This window comes from Streptomyces sp. PA03-1a (assembly GCF_033792805.1).
Taxonomy (GTDB): domain Bacteria; phylum Actinomycetota; class Actinomycetes; order Streptomycetales; family Streptomycetaceae; genus Actinacidiphila.
In genome coordinates this window covers 1-22,212 of the sequence record NZ_JARAVO010000159.1, presented here as the reverse complement: position 1 = coordinate 22,212, position 22,212 = coordinate 1, and the positions used below count along the sequence as shown (strand labels likewise).

The 22,212-nt window shown below is 72.7% G+C and carries 19 protein-coding genes and 1 pseudogene; 7 read left to right on the top strand and 13 right to left on the bottom strand.

What is annotated here, in order from left to right:
- Positions 1-228: 228 nt before the first annotated feature.
- On the bottom strand, positions 229-993 hold the full coding sequence (locus PV341_RS29995) for an SDR family NAD(P)-dependent oxidoreductase (RefSeq protein ID WP_500325882.1): 765 nt from the start codon (positions 991-993) through the stop codon (positions 229-231).
- 208 nt (positions 994-1,201) lie between these two features.
- On the bottom strand, positions 1,202-2,500 hold the full coding sequence (locus PV341_RS29990; protein ID WP_500359474.1) for an epoxide hydrolase family protein: 1,299 nt from the start codon (positions 2,498-2,500) through the stop codon (positions 1,202-1,204).
- A gap of 588 nt (positions 2,501-3,088) precedes the next feature.
- Between PV341_RS29990 and PV341_RS29985 the strand changes: the two genes are divergently transcribed.
- Together PV341_RS29985 and gnd are read left to right on the top strand one after the other, a co-directional pair.
- Positions 3,089-3,514, top strand: coding sequence for a hypothetical protein (locus PV341_RS29985; protein WP_500325886.1), 426 nt, complete (start codon positions 3,089-3,091; stop codon positions 3,512-3,514).
- Positions 3,515-3,681: 167 nt separating this feature from the next.
- Positions 3,682-5,124 (top strand): NADP-dependent phosphogluconate dehydrogenase, encoded by a 1,443-nt coding sequence (gene gnd, locus PV341_RS29980; protein WP_500325888.1) that lies wholly within the window; start codon positions 3,682-3,684, stop codon positions 5,122-5,124.
- A 33-nt stretch (positions 5,125-5,157) separates the two neighbouring features.
- Here the strand turns inward: gnd and PV341_RS29975 are convergent, their stop codons facing one another.
- From PV341_RS29975 to PV341_RS29960, 4 genes are read right to left on the bottom strand one after another with little or no spacing between them, the layout of a single operon-like run.
- The gene (locus PV341_RS29975) at positions 5,158-6,612 is read right to left on the bottom strand and encodes a glycosyltransferase 87 family protein (RefSeq protein ID WP_500359473.1); all 1,455 of its coding nucleotides are present in this window, start codon (positions 6,610-6,612) and stop codon (positions 5,158-5,160) included.
- The gene (locus tag PV341_RS29970) at positions 6,609-7,478 is read right to left on the bottom strand and encodes a methyltransferase domain-containing protein (protein WP_500325892.1); all 870 of its coding nucleotides are present in this window, start codon (positions 7,476-7,478) and stop codon (positions 6,609-6,611) included. The genes PV341_RS29975 and PV341_RS29970 overlap by 4 nt, the downstream gene beginning before the upstream one ends.
- The gene (locus tag PV341_RS29965) at positions 7,475-8,131 is read right to left on the bottom strand and encodes a TIGR04282 family arsenosugar biosynthesis glycosyltransferase (RefSeq protein WP_500325894.1); all 657 of its coding nucleotides are present in this window, start codon (positions 8,129-8,131) and stop codon (positions 7,475-7,477) included. The genes PV341_RS29970 and PV341_RS29965 overlap by 4 nt, the downstream gene beginning before the upstream one ends.
- The gene (locus PV341_RS29960; protein WP_500325896.1) at positions 8,128-8,856 is read right to left on the bottom strand and encodes a glycosyltransferase family 2 protein; all 729 of its coding nucleotides are present in this window, start codon (positions 8,854-8,856) and stop codon (positions 8,128-8,130) included. Before PV341_RS29960 ends, PV341_RS29965 begins: the two co-directional genes overlap by 4 nt.
- 114 nt (positions 8,857-8,970) lie before the next feature.
- Here PV341_RS29960 and PV341_RS29955 point away from each other — a divergent pair, with 114 nt between their 5' ends.
- Positions 8,971-9,690: a response regulator transcription factor gene (locus PV341_RS29955; protein ID WP_500359472.1), complete on the top strand. Its 720-nt coding sequence runs from the start codon at positions 8,971-8,973 to the stop codon at positions 9,688-9,690.
- Positions 9,680-10,792 (top strand): sensor histidine kinase, encoded by a 1,113-nt coding sequence (locus tag PV341_RS29950; protein WP_500359471.1) that lies wholly within the window; start codon positions 9,680-9,682, stop codon positions 10,790-10,792. Before PV341_RS29955 ends, PV341_RS29950 begins: the two co-directional genes overlap by 11 nt.
- A gap of 55 nt (positions 10,793-10,847) precedes the next feature.
- Here the strand turns inward: PV341_RS29950 and PV341_RS29945 are convergent, their stop codons facing one another.
- The 3 genes from PV341_RS29945 to PV341_RS29935 are packed head-to-tail and all read right to left on the bottom strand — an operon-like array spanning position 10,848 to position 13,520.
- Positions 10,848-11,903, bottom strand: a complete 1,056-nt coding sequence (locus tag PV341_RS29945; protein ID WP_500325902.1) for an NAD-dependent epimerase/dehydratase family protein — start codon at positions 11,901-11,903, stop codon at positions 10,848-10,850.
- A gap of 52 nt (positions 11,904-11,955) precedes the next feature.
- Positions 11,956-12,387: a hypothetical protein gene (locus PV341_RS29940; RefSeq protein WP_500325904.1), complete on the bottom strand. Its 432-nt coding sequence runs from the start codon at positions 12,385-12,387 to the stop codon at positions 11,956-11,958.
- Entirely contained in the window at positions 12,384-13,520 is a 1,137-nt protein-coding gene (locus tag PV341_RS29935; protein WP_500359470.1) for a molybdopterin-dependent oxidoreductase, read from the bottom strand. Before PV341_RS29935 ends, PV341_RS29940 begins: the two co-directional genes overlap by 4 nt.
- 257 nt (positions 13,521-13,777) lie before the next feature.
- Here PV341_RS29935 and PV341_RS29930 point away from each other — a divergent pair, with 257 nt between their 5' ends.
- The 3 genes from PV341_RS29930 to PV341_RS29920 all read left to right on the top strand — a co-directional run bounded on the left by PV341_RS29930 (position 13,778) and on the right by PV341_RS29920 (position 18,380).
- Entirely contained in the window at positions 13,778-15,193 is a 1,416-nt protein-coding gene (locus tag PV341_RS29930; protein ID WP_500325908.1) for a molybdopterin-dependent oxidoreductase, read from the top strand.
- Between the two features lie 2 nt (positions 15,194-15,195).
- Positions 15,196-15,696, top strand: a complete 501-nt coding sequence (locus tag PV341_RS29925) for a hypothetical protein (protein ID WP_500359475.1) — start codon at positions 15,196-15,198, stop codon at positions 15,694-15,696.
- A gap of 233 nt (positions 15,697-15,929) precedes the next feature.
- Positions 15,930-18,380 carry a SpoIIE family protein phosphatase gene (locus PV341_RS29920; protein WP_500359469.1) on the top strand — a complete coding sequence of 817 codons (2,451 nt, stop codon included), beginning with the start codon at positions 15,930-15,932 and terminating at the stop codon, positions 18,378-18,380.
- On the opposite strand, the gene PV341_RS29915 is transcribed toward PV341_RS29920, so the two are convergent.
- The 4 genes and pseudogenes from PV341_RS29915 to PV341_RS29900 form a co-directional block, all read right to left on the bottom strand.
- On the bottom strand, positions 18,347-19,204 hold the full coding sequence (locus PV341_RS29915; protein ID WP_500359468.1) for an endonuclease/exonuclease/phosphatase family protein: 858 nt from the start codon (positions 19,202-19,204) through the stop codon (positions 18,347-18,349). The genes PV341_RS29920 and PV341_RS29915 overlap by 34 nt on opposite strands.
- Positions 19,205-19,346: 142 nt before the next feature.
- The gene (locus tag PV341_RS29910) at positions 19,347-20,420 is read right to left on the bottom strand and encodes a D-alanyl-D-alanine carboxypeptidase family protein (protein ID WP_500359467.1); all 1,074 of its coding nucleotides are present in this window, start codon (positions 20,418-20,420) and stop codon (positions 19,347-19,349) included.
- Positions 20,421-20,572: 152 nt separating this feature from the next.
- A complete protein-coding gene (locus tag PV341_RS29905; RefSeq protein ID WP_500359466.1) occupies positions 20,573-21,844 on the bottom strand; it encodes an ATP-binding protein in 1,272 nt (423 codons plus the stop codon).
- A gap of 1 nt (position 21,845) precedes the next feature.
- A pseudogene (locus tag PV341_RS29900) lies at positions 21,846-22,103 on the bottom strand (winged helix-turn-helix domain-containing protein); the annotation flags it as partial.
- Positions 22,104-22,212 lie beyond the last annotated feature (109 nt).

Below are 22,212 nucleotides of genomic sequence, written 5' to 3'. Positions count from 1 at the left end.
GGGAACGGGGGGCGGTGGCCATATGGGCGAACCTCCGGGGCGTCGGCGGCAACGGGCACGGGGCCCCTCACAACGCCGACCAGACTTCCCGGCACACCGGGCGCCTCTTCTTGACGCCTTGCTGACACCCTAACGGCGGCGCATCGGCGGCCCCAACCGTTCCCGGCACCTCCCGCACCTCCGCACCTCCCACGCCTGGCGCCCGCGTCAGCTGTGACGGCGGTGACGTCAGATGAGTTCCAGGCCGCCGTCGACGGTGATGACCTGCCCGGTGGCCTGGCGTCCAGCCGGCTCGGCCATGCGCAGGATCCAGTGGGCGATGTCCTCGACGTCCCCGATGCGGTGCGTGGGGATGCGGTCGCGCTCGTACGCGTACATGTCGTTGATCGCCTCGGGGGTCAGGCCTGCGGCGACCATGACGTCGGTCCGGGTGGGGCCGGGAGCGACGGAGTTGACGCGGATGCCCTCCGCCGCGAGCTCGAGGGCCCAGCTGCGGGTCATCTGCTCGATCGCGGCCTTGGTGGCCGCATAGTGGGATCCGCCGGACATCGGGCGGTGTCCGTAGGTGCTCGACACGTTGACGATGCTGCCGGAGGACGTGCGCAGATGGGGCAGGGCTTCGTGCGCCAGCATGCTCGGGGCCACCACGTTGAGGGCGAACAGGTCGGTGATGACCTGCTTGTCCGCCTCGGCCAGGGGCATGACGGCCGTGGCGCCTGCGTTGTTCACCAGCAGGTCGAGCCGTCCCCAACGCGCCACGGCGGTGTTGACGACCTGCGCGGGCGCGCCGTCGTCGACGAGGTTCACGGACAGGGCTTCGATGTTCGGGTGGGCCTTGGCTGTTTCCACGAGGGCATCCATCCGGCGACCGACGCCGAGCACGTTCGCCCCGGCCTGCGCCAAAGCGAGTGCCGTCGCACGGCCGATACCGGATCCCGCGCCGGTGACGATGGCGACGTGACCGGAGAAGGGCAGGTGAGATGTGGTGGTCATGGACTCTCTCTCCTTTGTTCGATGTTCGGCGAACTACGAACAAGGTACATCACGTGTGAAACGCTTTGATGGGAAAGGTGAGGCATGACACGCGCCGCAGGTCGCCCCGGCGGCTGCTGCGCGACGCCGCGCCGTGCCGTACCGTGCCGGAGAAACGCAAGCGGCCCACCGCGTTCGGCGGTGGGCCGCCTGTGGGCGCAGCAGGATGTCAGCGGAAGAGCCGGCCGAATCGGCGCACCTCCTCCGCGAAGATCTTCGGCTGCTCGAACGCCGCGAAGTGCCCGCCCCTGCTGGCCCGATTCCAGTAGACGAGGCTGGGGAAGACCTTCTCGGCCCATGCGCGCGGCGGCGTGTAGAACTCCTTGGGGAACAGTGTGACGCCCATGGGCACGTCGATCTTGACCGCGTTCATGGTGATGTCCGAGTTCTCCCGGTAGAAGCGTGCGGCGGACTCCGCCGTATTCGTCAGCCAGTACAGAGTGATGTCGTCCAGCATCTCGTCCAGGGTGAGGACCGACTCGGGGTTCTTGTCACTGTCGGTCCAGACACCGAATTTCTCGTAGATCCAGGCGGCCTGCCCGACCGGGGAGTCCGCCAGGGAGTAGGACACGGTCTGGGGCCTGGTCATCATCTGGAGCTGGTAGCCGATCTCGTTCTGCTGTTGTGCGTTCAGTTGGTTCATCGCGACCCGCTCCTCCGGAGTGAGGCGCTTCGGGTCGAGATCAGGGGGGACGATCTGAGGGAAATTCAGGTGGATGCCCAGCAATCCCTTGGGACGCAGGACCCCCAGCTGCACATTGACGGCAGCTCCCCAGTCCCCTCCCTGGGAGAGGTAGTGGTCGTACCCAAGGCGAGGCATGATCTTCGCCCAGGCCTTCGCCGTCCTCACGCGCCCCCATCCCACGGCGTCCGGCTGACCGGAGAAGCCGAATCCCGGGAGGGACGGTGTGACCACGTGGAATGCGTCACGCGCGGATCCACCGAACTCGGTCGGGTGGGTCAGGCGCCGGATCACCTTGCGGAACTCCAGGATCGAGCCCGGCCAGCCGTGGGTGAGCATGATGGGCATGGCGTCGCGGTGCGGTGACCTGGCATGCAGGAAATGGATGCTCACACCGTCGATCACGGTGCGGTACTGCCCGAATCCGTTGAGCAGCGCCTCCACCCTGCGCCAGTCGTAGTGTCGCTGCCAGTGCTCCACGAGTCGCTTGACCCGCCACAGCGGAGCCCCCTGGGACCAGTCGTCCACGAGTTCCTCGGTCGGCCACCGAGTCATGGCCAGGCGTCGCCGCAGATCGTCCAGCATGCGCTCCGGCACATGCAGCCTCATGGGCACGACCGCGCCGTTGCCCGGAGGCGGCGGGAACGAGCCCGCAGTCGTGGCGCCCGTTCCCGTGACGGCCTCGGCGACGCCGGACGCCATCGCCGCCGCGGCGGTTCCCGCGCCCAGCGCCCCCATGGCGTACAGCAACCGTCGACGGCTGAGATTGCTCGCTTGACTCGCCATGCGTTACTCACTCCAGTCGGTCATTTCGATTCAGCGGGATATGCCTGGCGTGGGCCTGAGAGGAGTTCGGCGGCCCATTTCGCGCAGGAAAACAGCGCCCCTGCGATGCGGTGGCCAATGTTGCGTTGATTTCGTGTGGGCACGGTGTCACGCCGCTCATTGGCGGGTGGGGGCCCCTTCGCGCACGACAACAGGCCGGGCGTACGCCATGTTTCGCCAGTCATCGAACGTCGCTTGCGACCGTACACCGGCCATTCGCCGACCGGGGATGTCGCGAAGGTGGCATAGCTCACGGACCTTGTTCCGACGCATGGGTGACACCGTGTGCACGTGCAATGAGAGAGCCGTCACGCCGGTCGCAACGTTCAGGGCGAACTCGGCCGTGTTAGGTTGTTCGGCATACGTCGAACGATCATTTCCCGGCGTACACGCAGGGCCAGATGCAGGTGTCGGCCAGAGTCCGAGTGAATCCTCGCCCTGCCATCCACAAAGTGTCGTTGAGGGCGCTCCTCGCGATGCCGCCGCCGGTCGGCCGTTGACCGGACTGACCGCCGGCGTACCTCAACACCCAGCAGAAGGAGAAAAGCCATGAGTGCCATCACCACTGAGATGCAGGAGTTCATCTCCCGCGTCGTGCACGACGGCAGCAACTACCGCATGGACGCCATGGAGAAGCTCTACACCGACGACATGGCGATCCTCTTCCCGACCCGGGAAGGAGCCATCGCGGCAGCTCCCCGCAAGGAGGTCTTCGCGGAGTTCGCGGCCCGGGGACAGGCGGGTGAGACGCCCCTGTCCACCGAGTACAAGGTCCTGCACGCCGAGGACCAGGGCGAGTACGCGACCGCGCTTCTCTACCGGCGCATGAGCGACACCACCGCCCCCTTCCTCTACGAGCTGCGCCTGAAGCGGGGAGGTGCCTACGGCTGGCTCGTCGCCGGGGAGACCGTCACACCGTGGCCCGACCCGGAGACCGCCGGTGCCTTCCTTCCGCCGCGACAGGCCGCCGCCTGAAAGCCGGCCGATGCACGGGACCCGTAGTGCGCGTGCACCAAGGGTCCCGGTCGTGGCCACTGCTGGCAAAGGGGCCTGAGCCAGCGGTGGCCTGCCCCCTCCCAGCGACGAGCAGCCCCAGGTTCCCGCAACCACTACGCCACCGCCAAAGACCCGAAGGAAGAACCGTGTTCCCCACCGCACAGATCGGCGTCACCGGCCTCGCCGTGATGGGCCGCAACCTCGCCCGCAACCTGGCCCGTCACGGCTACACCGTGGCCGTCCACAACCGCACCACCGCCCGCACCCAGGCCCTCGTCGACGACTTCGGCCACGAGGGCACCTTCATCGCCGCGGATTCCGCCAAGGAGATGGTCGCCGCCCTGCAACGGCCCCGGCGTCTGATCGTCATGGTGCAGGCCGGCAAGCCCACCGACGACGTGATCGACGAGTACGCGCCGCTGCTGGAACCCGGTGACGTCATCGTCGACGGCGGCAACGCCCACTTCGCCGACACCCGCCGCCGCGAAGCCACGCTGCACGAACGCGGCATCCACTTCCTGGGCACCGGCATCTCCGGCGGCGAGGACGGCGCGCTGAACGGCCCCAGCATCATGCCCGGCGGCTCCCAAGAGGCCTACCAGCTCCTGGCCCCCGTCCTGACCGACATCGCCGCCACCACCCCCGACGGCAGCCCAGCCGTCGCCCACCTCGGCCCCGACGGCGCCGGCCACTTCGTCAAAATGGTCCACAACGGCATCGAGTACGCCGACATGCAACTCATCGCCGAGGCCTACCACCTGCTGCGCCACACCACCGGTTGGAAGCCCGCGCGGATCGCCGAGGTCTTCCGCCAGTGGAACACCGGCCGCCTGAACTCCTACCTCATCGAGATCACCGCCGACGTCCTCGCCCACCGCGACGCCGACACCGGTCTCCCCTTCGTCGACGTCGTCGCCGACGCCGCCGAGCAGAAGGGCACCGGGCGCTGGACCGTGCAGACCGCCCTCGACCTGGGTGTCCCCGTCTCCGGCATCGCCGAGGCCGTCTTCGCCCGCTCCCTGTCCGGACACACCGCCCTGCGCGCCACCGGCGCCGCCCTGCCCGGCCCCTCGCGCACCGTCCTCGGTGAGCGCGACGCCGCCCGCTTCACCGACCAGGTCGAGCAGGCCCTGTACGCCTCCAAGGTCATCTCCTACACCCAGGGCCTCCACCAGATCCAGGCCGCCGGCAACACCTACGGCTGGAACACCGACCTCGCCGCCGTCGCCGCGGTGTGGCGATCCGGCTGCATCATCCGCGCCGCCTTCCTCGACCGCGTCCGCGACGCCTACACCACCGACCCCGCACTGCCCAGCCTCCTCGCCGACCCCGGCTTCGCCGGCGAAGTCGGCGAAGCCCAGCTCCCCTGGCGCCTGGTCGTGGCCCACGCCACCCGCGACGGCGTCCCCGCCCCCGCCTTCGCCGCCGCCCTCGCCCACTACGACACCCTGCGCACCCCGCGCCTGCCTGCGGCCCTCACCCAGGCCCAACGCGACTATTTCGGCGCCCACACCTACCGCCGCACCGACCGCCCCGGCAGCTACCACACCCGCTGGGACACCGACCGCACCGAGAACCCCGTCAGCTGACCGGGCGAGTCCGCGTGTCATGGGCGAGGTACGTCAGGTGCCCAACCGACGCCCGTCCAAGAGTCGCTGTGCCGGGGCGGCCCGCAGGCAGGCCCCGCACACGACGCACACGGCGGCCGTGCCGTAGGCCCACGCCTGGAGAGGGACGCCCGGCAGCAACCGGCCCCCGAGGTAGAGGACCGTGCCGGCGAGGGTGACGGCCAGCCACTCCCAGCGGCCGTCGAGCGCGACGAGGCCGACGACGAGAGTTGAGTACCAGGGGTAGTTGGGCGAGACCAGCAGCAGCGCCGTACCGGTCAGCAGCAGGGCGCCGCGCCAGGGGCGGGTGGGGTCGCCGCGCCACCATACGTACAGGGCCATGAGTGCGAGCAGCACGAGGACGACCATTCCCGCGGCGGCGTCAGGGAGCAGCAGACGCAGCAGGGCGAAGCGGTGCACGTCCCCGGGTTCGTATCCCTCCTCCTGCAGGTAGCCGGGCAGGTAGCCCAGGACGCCCGTGCCGGACGCGGCGACGTACGGCAGGTAGGCGAGGGCGACCACGGCGACCGTCGCCGACACCGTGCGCAGGATGCGGGCCGGACTGCGCTCCCCGGACAGCGCGCCGGGGAGCGTCAGAAGCGGCAGCAGTTTCACGGCGACGGCGGCGCCGAGCAGTCCTCCACGGCGGGCGCCCGCGGTGGCGGTACCGAGGGCCAGCACGGTCAGCAGGACACCGAGGGTGTCGACGTGGGCGTTGTCGACCGCCTCGAAGGGGACGGCCGGGCACCACGCCCACAGAGCGGTGCGGGCCGGGGCCCGGCGTGGGTCGCCGCGCCGGCGCAGCACCGCGAGCAGCGCGACGGTGGTGCCGAACGCCACGACGGCGCCGCCTGCTTGGAGCGGCTTGTGGCGGCTGCCCTGCGGGGAGAGGACGTGGACGGTGACGAACCAGCCTTCGGCGACGGGCGGGTAAATGGTCGGGACGGTGGGACGGTTGATGCGGGCGCACAGGCCGCTGTCCGTCCGGGCCAGTCCCCAGCCCCGGCAGGAACCCGTGGCGGGGAACAGCCAGTCGTCCCGCAGCGTGGCGAGTTCGGGTGCGGCGGGGGGATGGGCGTACGGGGAGATCCCCGCGGCCTGGACGCGGCCGTCCCAGGCGTAGCGGTACATGTCGGTGCTGGTGCGGGGTGGTGCGGCGAGCCCGGCCAGCGCCACCGCGGCCGCTCCGGTCAGGACCAGTGCGGTGGCGGCGCGTGCCGGGACCTTGCGAACGGCCCATGCCGAGGCGGCGAACAGCGTCCAGGCGACGGCGTATCCGGCCGACAGGCGGCCCGGGTCGCGCTGGCTGTCGCCCGCGCGGAGGGTGCCGATGACGACGACGGTCAGTGCGGCGAGGAGGACCGCGACGGCGATGGTGCGGACACGGGCCGGTGCGCGGTTGACGGGTGCCTCGGGCGGGCCGGTCGGCGGCTGCGGGGACTGGTGCTGTGCGGCGGTTGCGTCGCTCATGGTCGTCCGGTCCCTCCGGTGGCCGTGGGTGGCTCGTCACGGTGGCCGGACCGCGGGCGGCGCAGTTCCACGAACGAGCGGCCTTCGGCGGTCCACCGGCCTGCCGGGATCCACCCCGCGGCTTCGGCGGTGTGCAGCAGGACGGTGGTGCCGAGGCGGGCCCAGGGGAACGGGCGGCCGTGCCGGCCGTGGCCGTCCTCGACCCGGACGGTCAGGCGCTCGTCCTCGTCGTGCGGAGCGGCCTCTGCCAGGAGGCGTCCACCCGGCGAGACCAGGGTGCGCAGGCGGGTGAGGAGGGCCAACGGGTCGCCACCGATGCCGACGTTGCCGTCCATCAACAGGACGCTGCCCCAGCGCCCCTCCCCCGGCAGGCGGTCGAAGACGGACCGGCGGACGGCGGAACCGCCGTGTTGCCGGGTCCGGGCCACCGCGGCAGGGCTCACGTCCACGCCGAGTGCCCGAACCCCCCGGACGGCGAGGGCGGCGACCAGACGCCCCGGTCCGCAACCCACGTCGAGGACGGGGCCGGTGCAGCGGTTCAGGACGGCGGCGTCCGCTGCGTCGGGGGCGGCGCACCAGCGCTCGACGTCCAGCGGCAGCAGTTCCCCTTCCCCTCCGGCGCCGTCCGGTGGGGCCGGAGGCGACAGGCGGCGCAGGAAGAGCGGGCCGCGACCGGTGCGCAGGGCATGGACGTAGGGGTCGTCCGTCCACGGTTCCCCCGGCTGCGCCGGCCACTGCCGCGCGGCTGGCTGCGCCTGTGCGGGGAGACCGGCGGGGCGGGCCACCGTCCGGGTCTTCCAGCCGGCCGCGGTCCGCGGCGTCCGCTCGGCGAGGGCGGGTTCCGAACCGCCTGCGGTGCCGCTCACCGGCCGGTCTCCGCGAGCGAGTTCAGCGTGGTGGCGAAGCGCGAGCCGGGCGGGCAGCACGCGGCGACCGCGGCGGCGTCGGCGGCGGTGTCCACATCGCGCAGCACCGGCAGGTCGCCCACGCTGAGCCCTGCCTCGACGAGCCGTCGCCGCTGCGTCGCACCGGTGTGCCCGGTGGACATCGGGACGCCGTGTACGAGGGCCGCGGCGCGCCCCGGATCGGCGAGTCCCAGCGCCCAGAAGCCGCCGTCCTCGGCCGGGCCGAACCAGGCCTCGTGGCCGTCGCGTCCGGCCCCCGCGAGGTGTTCGACGGTCAGTTGCGGGGTGTCCATGCCGACCAGGAGGGCCGGTCCGCGGTCGCAGCGGGCGAAGGCGGACGCGATCCGCTCGTCCAGGCCGCCGGTTCCCTGGTGCACGACGTCGAAGCCGGGCGGGAGCCAGGGTCCGGGAGCGCCGTCGAGAACGAGGACGCGACGCCGAGCGGGGGTCTTGAGCACCGTGTGCAGCGTGTCGGCGAGGGCGGCCTCCGCGAGGGTGGCCGCCTCCAGGGGCGTGTAGGGCGGGGTGAGCCGTGTCTTGACCCGCCCCGGGACGGGCTCCTTGGCGATGACCAGCAGCGTGGCCGGGCTCCCGGCCGGGTGGCGGGGGCTCACCGTCCGGTTCCCCGGGCCGTTGCCGCGGGCGCCAGGTCGGCGGAGGGAGGTTCGGCGAGGACGGAACGCATGTCCCGTACCGCGTGCCAGGTACCGCGCCAGGTGCCGGTGACCTTGGAGCGGCCCCTGCGCGGGCGGTACGGCACGTCCGTCTCCTCCACCCGCCAGCCCGCGTCGGCGGCGCGGACCACCATCTGCAGCGGGTAGCCGGAGCGACGGTCGGTCAGGTCCAGGGCGAGCAGGGAATCGCGGCGGGCGGCGCGCATCGGTCCGAGGTCGTGAAGGCGCAGGCCGGTGCGCCGGCGGACCAGTCGCGCCAGCTCCAGGTTGGCCAGCCGTGCGTGCAGGGGCCAGGCGCCGCGCGTGACGGGCCTGCGCCGGCCGAGGACGAGGTCGGCCACGCCGTCGAGGACGGGCGCGGCGACGGCGGGCAGCAGCGCGGGGTCGAGGGAGGCGTCGCAGTCGCAGAAGCAGACGACGTCGGCCGTCGCGGCGGTGAGCCCCGCGTGGCAGGCGGCACCGAAACCGCGGCGCGGTTCGTGGACCACGTGCGCCCCGAGGGCGTGCGCGATGTCCGCCGAGCCGTCGGTGGACCCGTTGTCGACGACGATCGCGCGCCAGCGGGAGGGGATGCGGTCCAGCACCCACGGCAGGGCCTCGGCCTCGTCGAGGCAGGGCAGCACCACGTCCACCGGGGCGGAAGGAGGAGGGGATGTCTCGATCACCCCACTCACCCTACGGAGACAAAAAGCTCAAAAGGGATATGGGCACCTTACGGATCGCTGACGTCCGCCTCCGCTCCCACCGTCGGCCGAAGGCCGGGTGCCACACTCGGTGGCGTGAAACACGTACTCGTCGTGGACGACGACGCCACCGTCTCCGAGGTCGTCGTCGGCTACCTGAACCGGGCCGGCTTCGACGTCGACGTGGCCGCCGACGGCCCCACCGCCGTGGCCCTGGCCGCCGTCCGGGCCCCCGACCTGGTCGTCCTGGACCTGATGCTTCCCGGCATGGACGGCCTCGAGGTCTGCCGCCGCATCCGCGACGACGGCCCGATCCCCGTGATCATGCTGACGGCGCGCGGTGACGAGGAGGACCGCGTCCTCGGCCTGGAGGTCGGGGCCGACGACTACGTCACCAAGCCCTTCAGCCCCCGCGAGCTCGTGCTCAGGGTGGAGTCGGTGCTGCGCCGTACGGGAGACCAGGCCGCCCGTGCGACCCCGGCCGGATCGGAGCTGCGGGCCGGCCCCCTCGCCCTGGACCCCGGCGCACGCCGCGTCACTCGCAACGGCGTCGAACTCGCCCTGACGATCCGCGAGTTCGACCTGCTGGAGTTCTTCCTGCGGAATCCCGGGCGAGCTGCCGGCCGGGAGGAGCTGATGCGCCGCGTGTGGGGCTGGGAGTTCGGCGACCTGTCGACCGTCACCGTCCACGTCCGTCGCTTGCGCGAGAAGGTCGAGGAGGACCCGGCGCACCCCTGCCTGATCAGCACCGTGTGGGGCGTGGGCTACCGGTTCGACCCTCCGACCGCGGACGAGGGAGCCCCCGATGGTGCATGACACCCTCCTCATCGTGGCCTACGCGGCCATCGGTGCGGCCTGTGCCGGCCTGCTCGGCACGGGCGTTCTGCGGCTGCTGCGCAATCGCTCGGTCGCAGTGTCCCTGGCGGTGGTCGCCGCCGTCGCGGTCGCGGCGATGCTCGGCGGAACCATGCTGGTGTCCTGGGCCATGTTCCTGTCCGACCACGACCTGTGGGTCGTGACCATGGTCTGCTCCATCGCCGCGGTCGTCTCGCTCGGGGTGGCGCTCGCGCTCGGCCGCGGCGTGGTCCGCGGCAGCCGGGCCCTCGCCGAGGCCACCCGCGCCCTCGGCGACGGCGGCACTTTCACCCCGCCCGCCGCCGCACCCACCGCCGAACTCGCCGAACTCGGCCGTGAACTGGCCGCCACCAGCGCCAAGCTCGCCGCGTCCAGGGAGCGTGAGCGGGCCCTGGAGGAATCCCGCCGCGAGCTGGTCGCATGGATCTCCCACGACCTACGCACCCCGCTCGCCGGACTGCAGGCCATGACCGAGGCCCTGGAGGACGGCGTGGTCGACGACCCGAGCCTGTACCACGCCCGCATCCGCGCGGAGGTCGAACGCATGAGCGGCATGGTCGGCGACCTCTTCGAACTCTCCCGCATCCAGGCCGGCGTGCTCGCCCTGAACACCACCCGCATGTCGGTCTACGACCTCGTCGGCGACGCGCTCGCGGGCGCGGCCACCCTCGCGATGGAGCACGGTGTGCGGATCGTCGGGGACGGGGTCGAGCCGGTCCCGGTCGAGGTCGACGGACGCGAGATGTCCCGCGTGCTGGCCAACCTGCTCGTCAACGCCATCCACCGGACTCCGGCCGACGGAACGATCGCGGTCTCCGCCCGCCGGGAGGCGAACAGCGTCGTCGTGTCGGTGACGGACGGCTGCGGCGGCATCCCCGCGGAGGACCTGCCCCGTGTCTTCGACACCGGCTGGCGCGGCACCGACGCACGGACCCCGCCCGCCGGAGCGGGTCTGGGCCTGGCGATCGTCCGGGGGATCGTGGAGGCCCACAAGGGCCGGGCGGCGGTGCGCAACGTCCCCGGCGGCTGCCGCTTCGAGGTCCGGCTGCCCGCCGCCGCCTGAGGCGCCCGGCGGGCAGGCGGACCCGACCCGCCCTGCGGCCGTCCGGGCGGACGGGTCAGCCGCTTCGCAGCGGGGCCGTCGCGAACTCCGTCATCCCCTCGGCGAAGGCGACCCGCGGCTTCCAGCCCAGTTCTTCACGCAGCCTGCGCGAGGAGGCGGTGATGTGGCGGACGTCGCCGAGCCGGTACTCGCCCGTGACCACCGGCACCATCTGCGTGCCGTGCGCCCCGGCCAGGGCGGCGGCCATCTCCCCCACCGTGTGGGGCTCACCGCTGCCGACGTTGTACGCCCTCGCGGACCCCTGCGGCAGACCGGGCAGTCCGTCCAGGGCCGCGAGGTTGGCCCCGGCCACGTCCCGTACGTGGACGAAGTCACGACGCTGGCCGCCGTCCTCGAACACGCGTGGCGCCTCACCGCGCTCCAGCGCGGACCGGAACAGCGACGCGACCCCGGCGTACGGGGTGTCACGCGGCATCCCCGGCCCGTACACGTTGTGGTACCGCAACGCGATCACCCGTCCGCCCACCGCGCGCGCCCAGGCGGAGGCGAGGTGCTCCTGAGTCAGCTTGGTGGCGGCGTAGACGTTGCGCGGGTCGAGCGGGGCGTCCTCGTCCACCAGCCCGGACGCCAGCGGTTCGCCGCACTGCGGACAGGGAGGTTCGAAGCGTCCCGCCCGCAAGTCGGCCACCTCGCGCGGTCCCGGCCCCACGACACCGTGCGACGGGCACTCGTACCGTCCCTCGCCGTAGACCACCATCGAACTCGCCAGCAGCAAGGACCTCACTCCGGCCGCGGCCATACAGGCCAGGAGCACCGCGGTGCCCAGGTCGTTGCAGCCCACGTAGGCGGGTGCGTCGGCGAAGTCCTTGCCGAGGCCGACCATCGCCGCCTGATGGCAGACGGCATCGACGCCCCGCAGGGCCTCGGACACCTCCGCCGCGTCACGGACGTCCGCGTGCCTCCAGTCCACCCCGTCGGGAACCGGCGGGGGCGTGCGGTGCGCGGCGGGCAGCAGGGCGTCGAGCACGCGCACCTCGTGCCCGGCGCCGGTGAGGGCGGTGACGACGTGCGAGCCGATGAAGCCCGCACCTCCGGTGACCAGGATCAACATGTCCCGACCGTACGGCCACCGGCCCGGCCGGCGACCGTACGACGCCGACACGTCAGCGGTTCGTAAGCCTTCCCGCCGCGCGTCTTGGCCGACGGCCGCGGCGGGCACCCCGCACGACGAGCACGAGGACCGCGACCACCGCCACCGCCCCCAGCGTGACCAGCCAGTTGCGCGGGTAGTCCAGCGGCAGGACCGAGGAGTTGGCCGGCTTCCCCGGGCGCAGCATCACCGGCAGGGCGACCGCCGTCACAGCGCCCGCGACGATCAGCGCCCCGCGGACGGGGCCGCGCACGCCCCCGCGGACCAGCACCGACCCGATGAGCAGCACCAGCGGCGCGATGAGCACGTCGTGCAGCACCACCGCGCCGCCCAGCCAGATCAGAACGCCCGTCAGGTCGCCCACCCCCAGCAGCTGGTACGCGCCCACTCCCGCCAGCACCAGACCGGCCGCGCCCGTGAGCCGCCGCGTCACGCTCGTCCTCACGACAGCACTTCCAGCCGGCCCACCCACTTGGTCTGCAGCACACCGGGCCGGTTCGGGGCGATCAGGCGCACCGGGTAGCCGTGGTCGGGGGTGAGCTCCTCGTCGTTGAGACGCAGCGCCAGCAGGGTCAGCGGGTCGCGGGCGTACTCGTGCCCCATCTCGGAGACCCGGTAGCCGCCCCGCGTCTGCAGCGACACCGCCCGTACCCGGGCGTCGGGCGGGGCCCCCACGAGGTCCAGGAGGTCCATGACCCGCACCCCCGTCCAGTGCGCCGTCTTGCTCCACCCCTCCACGCAGGCGATCGGCAGTTCCGCCCCGTACTGCGGGAGGCCCCTCAGCTCATCCAGTGTCAGCGTGCGGGGCCGCGGCCCGGCCACCGTCAGGCGATAGCGGTCGGCCACGATCAGCCCGACGCCGGCAGCGGCGGCGGTGCGGTTGACCGGCAGGCCGCTCGGGCCGTGGTCCGGATGGCGTGGCGCGAGCAGGATGAGGCCCTTGAGCGGGGTGAAGGACTGTCCCACCGTGGTCACGGTGACCATGCCGGCCGCTGCCGCCAGGGCGGCGAGCAGCGAGCGCCGGTCGGCCCCGTCCTCCTGGGGCAGCGCCAGGGTTCCCGGCGACCGCCGCCTCCAGTGGGCGCGGATCTCCGGGGCCTTGACGGCGACGTGCAGCACGAGCGATCCGGTGAGCAGCCAGGCCACTGCGTAGTGCACCGGCACGAACGAGAACGGCCACGGGTACCACTGCGCGGTGTTGAGCAGGCCGGTGGCGACCTCGAACACGGCCGCCGCCACCAGCGCCGCGACCGACAACCGCTCCAGGGCGTGCCGCACCGACCGAACCGGCGGCCAGGAGAACAGTCGCGGGTAGACCGTCCACAACTTCGCCGACAGCAGCGGAACCGCCGCGACACCCGAGGCGACGTGCAGCCCCTGCGTCAGCCGGTAGCCCCACACCGGGCGGGTCGGCAGACCACCGGCCAGCCACATGGGCGGACGCTGCAGCACGTGGCTGATCAGGCCGGTGACGAAGCACACGACGAAGGCGAGTCCGAGCCAGCGTCCGATCGAGGTCGCCGTGCGGGGATCATGGAGCCTGCCGGTGAACACCGGCGGAGACAAGCGCGATCTCATGCCTCCATCACAGCCGCCGCAAGGCCGCCGCGGAACGCCCCGACCCCTTACGGAACAGGGACGTCCACTCCCGGTGGCCGGGCCCGCCGACGCGAGGCGCCCGGACGCCCCCCTACCCCGAGCGCACGCCTCTTCGGCTGGAATCTCGCGGTCCCCGGTGGTGGCGGGACGACAGACGGCCGAGGTCGGGCTATGTGTGGGGGCGAGATCACGGCCGTTGCCCTCCGGCACGCGCCCTGGCAGCGGAGGGTCAGTCGATGCGCGATCACGATCAGCCGTCACAGGCCGGTTCGGGCGGACCTCCGGGTCGCCCGAAGGAGCCCCAGGCGCCTCCACGACGGCCGCTGAGGGAGTTCACCGCAACGGCGGTCGAGCGCGCGAGGGAGAGCGCACGACGCGCGGCGGCGGCCGCCGGAACGACCGGTCCCTTCCGTCCGGAGTTCTGGCGCAGCCCGATCCGGGGGCCGTGGCTGACGTCGGTCTTCGGTCTGGTGCTGCTGTTCGGCATCCCGGTGGTGTTCGTGACCGGCGCGCTCTCGTACGCCGCGTACAACCCGGATCTGGGCCCGCTCAACGACCAGACCCCGGACAAGGGGCTGCTGGGCTTCTACCTCTTCGACTGGCCCACCCACCCCGCCTGGCTCTACCGGCTGACCCAGGGCGTTCACGTGACGCTCGGCGTCGCTCTCGTGCCGGTGGTGCTGGCCAAGCTGTGGTCGGTCATCCCCAAGCTCTTCGCATGGCCGCCGCTGCGATCGGCCGCCCAGGCGCTGGAACGGCTGTCGCTGCTCCTCCTGGTGGGCGGCGTCGTCTTCGAGTTCGTGACCGGGATCTTCAACGTCCAGCTGTTCTACGTCTTCCCCGGCTCCTTCTACACCCTGCACTTCTACGGCGCCTGGGTGTTCATCGCCGCGTTCGCCGTCCACGTCAGCCTGAGGCTCCGCCGGATGACGCGCGCCCTGCGCAGTCGCAATCCCCTCCGGGAACTGCGCATCGGCGTCCCTGGCACCCGGCCCGAACCTCCCGATGCGGACGGCCTGGTGCCGGTCGCACCAGCGGCCGCCACCATGAGCCGGCGGGGCGCCGTGGGTATGGTCGGCGCCGGATCGCTCCTGCTCCTGGCGGTCACGGCAGGGCAGAGCATCGGTGGGCGGCTGCGCGGCACGGCGCTGCTCGCCCCGCACGATCGCGATCCGGGCGGCGGACCCGACGCCTTCCAGATCAACAAGACCGCCGCGTCCGTCGGCGTGACCCCGGAGCTCGTCGGCCCCTCCTGGCGGCTCGAGGTGCACGGCGTCGGACGGCCCCTGGTCCTCTCCCGCGAGCAGTTGAGCGCGATGCCACGGCATCGCGCGGCCCTGCCGATCGCCTGCGTGGAGGGCTGGTCCACCACCGACCAGCGCTGGGAGGGCCTGCGGCTCGCCGACCTCGCGGCGTTGAGCGGTCTGCCCGGCGCCGGGAGCGTGCTGGTCGAGTCCGTCCAGCCCTCGGGGCCGTACCGCTCGGTGATGCTCCGCGGGAACCAGATCCACGACCCGAGGGCCCTGCTCGCCCTGCGGGTCAACGGTGCGTACCTGTCCATGGACCACGGCTACCCGGCGCGCGTCATCGTGCCGGCCAACCCCGGGGTCAACAACACCAAGTGGGTGCACCGACTCACCTTCCGGGCCTGACCATGGCCCGCTACCTGCGCTGGTACGGCGCCAACCCCCTGCACCTGCTCGTCCTGGTCTGCTCCCTGGCCGTCACCGGCTACGCCTGCGTACGCCTGTTCGCCGTCCGGCCCGTGGAGGTCGCGATCTGGCTGGTGGGTGCGGCGGTCCTGCACGACCTGATCCTGCTGCCGCTGTACTCCCTCGCCGACCTCTCGGCCCGCTCGGTACTGCGGCACCGGACCCGGGCCGTGCCGGGACGGGCTTGGACCAACCACCTCCGCGTGCCCGCCTTCCTGTCCGGCGTGCTCCTCCTGGTCTGGTTCCCCCTGATCCTCCGCCTGCCCGCCCCTTACCCGGGCGCCACAGGACTCACCGACGCCGTCTACCTCGGCCGGTGGCTGGCCGTCACCGCCGTCCTGTTCGGCGTTTCGGCCCTGATCCTCGCCCTCCGGCTGCGCGGGATGCGCCGGTCACGCGACAAGCAGCGACGGCGCCCACGGAGGGACGCGCAGGACCCGTGACCAGAGCCAGAGGGGGCACACCGGCGTGGATCCACCATCCGGGAGAACACGTTGCCGCAAGCACCCTTCTGCGGAAGAACCGCAGGTCACGACGCTACGCACGCCGGTTGTCACAAAACGGATGGTTGCCCGGTCAACATTTCAAAAGGGGGCAAACAAAGCTCCGCGCCCCTGTCGCACCCATCCCCCATCCATCCGAGGGCAGCCACTTGGCGACCACATTCAGCCCCGACTTGTCTCTTGGCAAACAGCTGAACACGGCCGAGATATCCGACACCGCCATCGCCCTGCTCGACGAGCAGGGGACCGTGGTCGGATGGACGCAGGCCGCCCGGCAGCTCGTCGGACTCTCCGCGGGCGACATGGTGGGCCGGTCAGCCGCCCACGTGCTGCCGTCGTACGGGGCGGCGCTGTCGATGTCGGCCTTCGTCGAGCAGTGCCGCGCCCGGAACGGCTGGCCTGGCGTGACGGCGGTGCGCCACCGGGACGGCCGCATGGTCGACACCACGCTGCGGATCTCGATGGTGCAGGGGCATGACGGCGAGACGCAGTGGCTCGCCTCCCTGATCAATGCCGGCACGTCGTCCGCCGGCTCCATCAACGGCTCGGTGCGGGGATCGCTGCTGACCCGCGCGCCGATCGGCGTCATCATCCGTGATCGGCAACTGCGGTGCACCGGCGTGAACGCAACGATGGCGAGCCACGACGGCCTTCCCCGTGACCGGCGCCTCGGGCGCCGGTTCCCCGACATCCGCTCCGGCGCCGAGGCGCGGGCCATCGAGGCGCTGATGCGGCAGGTGCTGCGGAGCGGCACCTCCAGGGTCCACGAGTACCGCACCTGGCTCCCGACGGCTCCGGGCCGGGAGCGGCCGTTCGCGGTGTCCTGTCAATGCCTCCTGGACGCGGACGACCAGGCACTGGGCGTGTGCGTCATCAGCGCGGACGTCGTCGAGGGCCGGCGGGCTCACGAGCGCCTCGCCGTCCTCGGCGAGGCCGGTGCGCGGCTCGGGAGCACCCTGGACGTGATGCAGGCCGGCCAGGAGCTGGCCGACCTCGCCGTGCCCCTGCTCGCCGACTACGTCGCCGTGGACCTGGAGCTGTCGGTCTCGTTCGGTGAGGGCCCTCCGGTCCGTGTCGGCGCCGAGGGCAGGCGCCTGCCCGGTTTCCGGCGTGCCGGGCTCGCATCGATCCACCCCGGGGTCCCCGAATCCCCGTGGCTGCGCGGCGAACCGATCGGTGTGCCCCTGGTCTCGCCCCTCACCGACGTGCTGCGTACCGGCAGGTCCCGCCTTGAGCCGACGCTCAACACCGCTCCCGGCACGTGGCTCGACACCGTGCCGGAGCTGGCGCACCGGCTCCGCGGCAACGGCGCGCACTCGATCATGATCGTTCCCATCCGGGCGCGGCGCACGCTGCTGGGAACGGCGTTGTTCGTCCGCACCGACAACGAGTCGCCGTTCCAGGACGTCGACCTGCTGCTGGCCGAAGAGCTCGTCGGCCGCGCCGCCCTGTCGCTGGACAACGCCCGCCAGTACGCCCGCGAGCACACCGCGGCCCTCACCCTGCAACGCACCCTGCTCCCCCGCCAGTTGAAGGGCGGAGCAGCGGTCGAGACGGCATCGCGCTACCTGCCCGCCGACGTGGACCACTGTGTCGGCGGCGACTGGTTCGACGTGATCCCGCTGTCGGGCGCCCGGGTCGCCCTCGTCGTCGGCGACGTCGTCGGGCACGGCCTGCACGCTGCAGCGACCATGGGAAGGCTCCGCACCGCCGTCCACACCCTCGCCGACATGGAGCTGCCCCCCGACGAACTGCTGACCCGCCTCGACGACACCCTCCAGCGGCTGGCCGAGGGTGACGACCACGCGACCCCCGCCGTCATGGGCGCCACCTGTCTGTACGCCGTCTACGACCCCGCGACCCGCCGCTGCACCATGGCGGGGGCCGGTCACCCCCCGCCCGTCATCGTCGACCCGCAGGGCCGGGTCACCTTCCCCGACCTGCCCACCGGGGCCCCGCTGGGCATCGGGCTGGGAGACCCGTTCGAGGCCGTGGAGGTGGAGCTGCCCGAGGGGAGCCTCATCGCCCTGTACACCGACGGCCTGGTCGAGAACCGGGACCACGACATCGAGGAGGGCATGCGCCGCCTGGGCACCGCCCTCGCCCGGCCGGGCCGGTCCCTGGAGGACCTGTGCGGTCTCGCGACGGAGGCCCTCCGCGGCCGGACCGCGTCCGACGACGTCTCCCTGCTCCTGGTCCGGACCCGCTCCCTCGCCCCGGACCAGGTCGCCTCCTTCGCTCTGCCCGGTGACCGGACCGCCGCCCGCCAGGCCCGGGACGTGACGACCCGTCAACTGACCGCCTGGGGCCTGGACGGGCTCGAGGACCCGGCGAGGCTCATCGTCAGCGAACTGGTCACCAACGCGCTGTGCCACGGCGCCGGCCCGGTCGTGCTGCGCCTGATCCGGCATCAGGTCCTCACCTGCGAGGTGTCCGACGCGGACGGGTGCTTCCCACGGCGGCGTCGCGCACGGTCCCTGGACGACCACGGCCGTGGCCTCTACCTGGTGGCCCAGTTGTCCCGCCGATGGGGCTGCCGGCCGGTGCCGGGCGGCGGCAAGGTCGTGTGGGCGGAGGTGGACCTGCCCGCCTACAGACGGACCGATGCCGCCACCGGCAGGTGATCGCTGCCCGTGGCCGGGAGGGTCCAGGCCGACCGCGGTTCCATACCGCGCACCAGGATGTGGTCGATCCGGGCCACGGGGAAGGACGCGGGCCAGGTCAGGCCGAACCCTGCACCCGACTCGGCCTGAGCCGAACGCAGTTGGGACGTGACCGCCGACAGGGCCCGGTCGTCCGTGGTGCCGTTGAAGTCGCCCATGAGCAGGGTGCGGGGCAGGGGTTCGGCGCGAAGGGCGCCGGCCAGAACGCGCGCGGCGGCGTCGCGTCCGGCCGTACCGAACCCGTACACAGGGGTGAACCGGACGGACAGCAGGTGGGCGACGTAGACGGCGACGGGCCCCTTGGGGGTGCGGACGGTGGCACGCAGGGCACGCGGCCAGGGCGCGATGTCGACCGCCCGGGTGTCGGTGAGCGGGTAGCGGCTCCACAGGCCGACCGTGCCCTGCACCGAGTGGAAGGGGTACGCGGCGCCCAGTGCGCTGCCGTACGCCGGCGCGTTGTCGCCCACTTCCTCGATGGCCACCAGGTCGGCGCCGGAGGCCGCCAGGGCACGGGCGGTGCGCGCCGGGTCCGGGTTCTGCTCGTTGGCGTTGTGCGTGACGACGGTCAGGTCCCCGCCGGCCGCCCGTTTGTCGGCCAGTGCCCCGCCGAAGAGCGAGCACCAGACGACGGCGGGCAGCAGGACGGCCACGGCGGCGGTCGCGGAGCGCCGCAGCAGTGCGCACAGCAGCAGGAGCGGTACGGCCAGGCCGGTCCACGGCAGGAAGGTCTCGACGAGACTGCCGAGGTGGCCGGGCCCGTTGGGGACGTGGGCGTGGCCCGTCATGACGAGTGCGGCCGACGCCGCGAGGGCGGCGGCGACGCGTCCTCGTCGCCACGTGCCCGGGCATCCGCCCGGCCGTCGTCCGCGAGCGGGTTCGGGTTCCGGCGGGGCGCCGGGTACGCGGAGGAGAGTGGTCACGGCCGGCTCACCGGTCCCCGGACCGGGCGCCGGCCGCGGACGCGGGGTCCGTCCCGGCGACCCATCGCCGTACGCCCTCCACCAGGGTGTGGCTCACGCCCAGGACGGCGTTCAGGCCCTCCTGCGGGCTGGTGCCGGGACGCTGGTGGAGGACGACGCCGAGGGCGAGATGGGCACGTCCGCGGCGGTCGGGTGCGGTGGCCGCCCACATCAGGGCGCCGCCCGCGGGGGTGCTGGAGCCGGTCTTGAGCCCGATCACGCCGGACGTGCCGAGCAGGGTGTTGGTGTTCAGGACGGTGCCGGGCACTCCGGGGACGGTGGTGCCGGGCAGGGCGACGACGGCTGCGAACACCGGATCGCGCATGACCTGCCGGGCCAGCTTCAGCTGGTCGCCGGAGGTGCTGGTGGTGGTGGCCTCGATGCCGCTGGCCCCGGTGTAGGTGGTCCGGTCCATGCCGAGGTGGTCGGCGGCCCGGTTCATCTTGACGACGAAGGCCTCCTGCGTTCCCGCGTCCCAACGAGCCAGCAGCCGGGCGACGTTGTTGCCGGAGGGGACCAGCATCAGCTCCAGCAGCTGCCGTTCGCCCAGCCGCTGCCCCTGCCTGAGCGGCACGCTGGACTCGACGCCGGACACGGACTCGTCCGCGGCCTGCTGGTCGACGGTGACCCGGGGGCCGGTCGCGCCCTCGCGCAGCGGATGGTCGCGCAGGATCACGTACGCGGTCATCACCTTGGCGACACTGGCGATGGGCACCGGGTTCTGCGCGCCACGGTCCCCCAGGTCGCCTCCGTCGCCGAGCCCCTCGACCAGCACGCTCGTCTGCCCCTCGTGCGGCCAGGGCAACGACACCGTGGGGCGGTGCTCCGGCCGCCGGCCGAGGAGACCGCCCGTCCGGGACCCGTCGCCTCCGTCGCCGTCGTCGCCCGTGGCGACGACCAGCGCGCCCAGTGCGATCAGGGTGACCAGGGCGGCCGCGCCGGCCGCGACCGGCACGGGGATGCGCCGTGCACGGAGCGACCGGGCCGCCGCGGACCGCGGTCCACCGGTGTCACGTTCGCGGGGTTCGGGGACTGGGCGCATGGACGGGGCACCTCCACGGGATCACGGCGTGGCTCTCACGCACACCGCCCACCGTGGAACGCGCTGGTGTCGGCCCGGCCGTGACCGTGCCTCGGCCACCGCTCGGCCGCTCATCCGTCGTGTATCAACGCCGTCCGGCGCTGCGCCGCGCCTCAGTCGGCCGCGGGCAACCGGAGCGTGGCGACGGCCCCGCCGTCGGGCGCGTTGGCGAAGGACAGCGACGCGCCGATGACCCGGGCCTGGCCGAGCGCGATCGTCAGCCCGAGGCCGTGGCCCCGACCGCGCTCCGAGGCCCCGGTGCGGAACCGCTGGGGCCCGTCCGCGAGCAGCGCGCGCGGGAATCCGGGGCCGTGGTCCCGTACCGTCACCGTCGTCCCCGCCACCGCGACCTCGACGGGCGCGCCGCCGTGCCGGTGGGCGTTGACGACGAGGTTGGCCACGATCCGGTCGACCCGGCGCGGGTCGGTCCGTGCGTACACGGTGCCGTCGGTGGCGAACCGTGTCCGCAGCCCGGTGCGGCCCAGCGCGTCCTCGACGACCTCGGCGAGCGGGACGGGTCTGAGTTCGGCCCGCTCGGCGCCGGCGTCCAGCCGGGAGATCTCCAGCAGGTCCTCCACCAGGTCGCGCAACACCCCCACCCGGTCCCGGACCAGGTCGGTGGCCTCCCCGTCGGGCAGCAGCCCGCTCGCGGTGACCAGGCCCATCAGCGGGGTGCGCAGTTCGTGGGCGACGTCGGCGGTGAAGCGCTGCTCGGCCGTCAGCCGCCCGAGCAGGCTGTCGGCCATCGAGTCGACGGTGGCCGAGATCTCGGTGATCTCGTCGCCGCTGCGGCCGCCGCGGCCGCCGCGGCCGTCCGTGGTCCTCGCGGCCAGGTCACCGGCCGCGATCCGGCGCGCGGTCCGTGCCACGCGCCGCAGCCTGCGGTTGGGCAGCTCGGCCGCGAGCGCCGTGAGCGGTACGACGACGGCCAGCGCGGCCAGGGAGTACTTCCACATGTGCCGGTCCAGGGCGCGCCGGGTCAGCAGGTCGGACGTCATGTCGGTGCTCATCGCCACCGGGCCGCCCCCGTACATCCGCGCCGCCCACATCTCCGGATGGTCCCCGGGGCTGTCACCGTCGTACCAGGTGGCGTGCCCGGTGCTCGGCCCCTGCCCGTGCCGCAGCCGGTCCAGCAGTCCGGCGGGCATCGCGGCGGGCGACGTCTCCAGCCCTTCGGGCGGCACTCCGTCGCGCGCGTAGTCCTCCAGGGCCCGGTCCAGCTGGGCGGTGGCCTTCGCGCCGCCGTCGTTCATCGACCGCTCCAGGGTGCTGCGGTGGACCAGCACCCCCACGGTCAGCGCGATCGCGCAGCAGGCGACAGCCACGAGGAGGGCGATCCTCCAGCGCAGCGAACGCCAGTTGAGCAGGTCCCGTACGGTGTCCACCTCAGCGCCGCAGCTTGTAGCCGAAGCCGCGGACCGTCTCGATCCGGTCGGCCCCGATCTTCTTCCGCAGCCGCTGGACGCAGAGGTCCACCACACGGCTGTCGCCGTCCCAGCCGTAGTCCCACACGTTGCGCAGCAGGGTGTTCCGGTCCAGCACGACGCCGGGGTTCGCGGCGAACTCCAGGAGCAGCCGCAGTTCGGTGGGGGCGAGCGCGACGGGTGCGCCCGCCCGGAACACCTCAAGACCGGCGGTGTCGACACATTCCCAGCCCCCGGAGCCCCCTCACAACCTCTTTTCCCTCTTTCGCCTGAAAAAAAAAAAACAAGAAAATCAAGAAGACGAGAAAAGAAAGGAAGAAAAAAAGGAA

Bases quoted from the DNA above. Each gene is read 5' to 3' on its own strand.
- PV341_RS29990 (WP_500359474.1), bottom strand. From the start codon at position 2,500: ATGGCGAGTCAAGCGAGCAATCTCAGCCGTCGACGGTTGCTGTACGCC.
- PV341_RS29950 (WP_500359471.1), top strand. From the start codon at position 9,680: ATGGTGCATGACACCCTCCTCATCGTGGCCTACGCGGCCATCGGTGCG.
- PV341_RS29995 (WP_500325882.1), bottom strand. From the start codon at position 993: ATGACCACCACATCTCACCTGCCCTTCTCCGGTCACGTCGCCATCGTC.
- PV341_RS29975 (WP_500359473.1), bottom strand. From the start codon at position 6,612: ATGAGCGACGCAACCGCCGCACAGCACCAGTCCCCGCAGCCGCCGACC.
- PV341_RS29910 (WP_500359467.1), bottom strand. From the start codon at position 20,420: ATGCGCCCAGTCCCCGAACCCCGCGAACGTGACACCGGTGGACCGCGG.
- PV341_RS29935 (WP_500359470.1), bottom strand. From the start codon at position 13,520: ATGAGATCGCGCTTGTCTCCGCCGGTGTTCACCGGCAGGCTCCATGAT.
- PV341_RS29915 (WP_500359468.1), bottom strand. From the start codon at position 19,204: ATGACGGGCCACGCCCACGTCCCCAACGGGCCCGGCCACCTCGGCAGT.
- PV341_RS29925 (WP_500359475.1), top strand. From the start codon at position 15,196: ATGGCCCGCTACCTGCGCTGGTACGGCGCCAACCCCCTGCACCTGCTC.
- PV341_RS29945 (WP_500325902.1), bottom strand. From the start codon at position 11,903: ATGTTGATCCTGGTCACCGGAGGTGCGGGCTTCATCGGCTCGCACGTC.
- PV341_RS29985 (WP_500325886.1), top strand. From the start codon at position 3,089: ATGAGTGCCATCACCACTGAGATGCAGGAGTTCATCTCCCGCGTCGTG.
- PV341_RS29930 (WP_500325908.1), top strand. From the start codon at position 13,778: ATGCGCGATCACGATCAGCCGTCACAGGCCGGTTCGGGCGGACCTCCG.